Annotated in this window: 1 protein-coding gene; it reads right to left on the bottom strand. The window is 65.7% G+C overall.

What is annotated here, in order from left to right; genetic code table 11:
* Nucleotides 1–329 (bottom strand): GRAS family protein (locus ACKX14_RS15605; RefSeq protein WP_422449290.1); only part of this gene is annotated, 329 nt, incomplete at both ends.

Here is a 329-nt window from a genome sequence, read left to right as displayed (position 1 = left end):
ATCGCCTGGTTCGCCGTGAAGTGCGAGAACTTCACGAACGGGCTGATGCCGTTGACCTGGAACGCCGCGGCGACGCGCCCGTGGAGACGCGCCGCCGCCGGGGACGGGTTGGGGAGCGGCGCGTACAGCCCCAGGCACGAGCTCACCAGGCACACCGTACTCACTCCACGAGAAGCATCTGTGATGTGAGTTGGATGCTGGATGGCCAGGTCGATGATGTGCACCCTCTCCTCCCTCTCGAACGCCTCCTGGATCGCCTGGTTCGCCGTGAAGTGCGAGAACTTCACGAACGGGCTGATGCCGTTGACCTGGAACGCCGCGGCGACGCG

This window comes from Thermorhabdus hydrogeniformans, assembly GCF_049310025.1.
Lineage (GTDB): Bacteria > Bacillota > Thermosediminibacteria > Thermosediminibacterales > Tepidanaerobacteraceae > JBJYKD01.
This window is presented reverse-complemented; position numbering and strand designations above follow the sequence as displayed.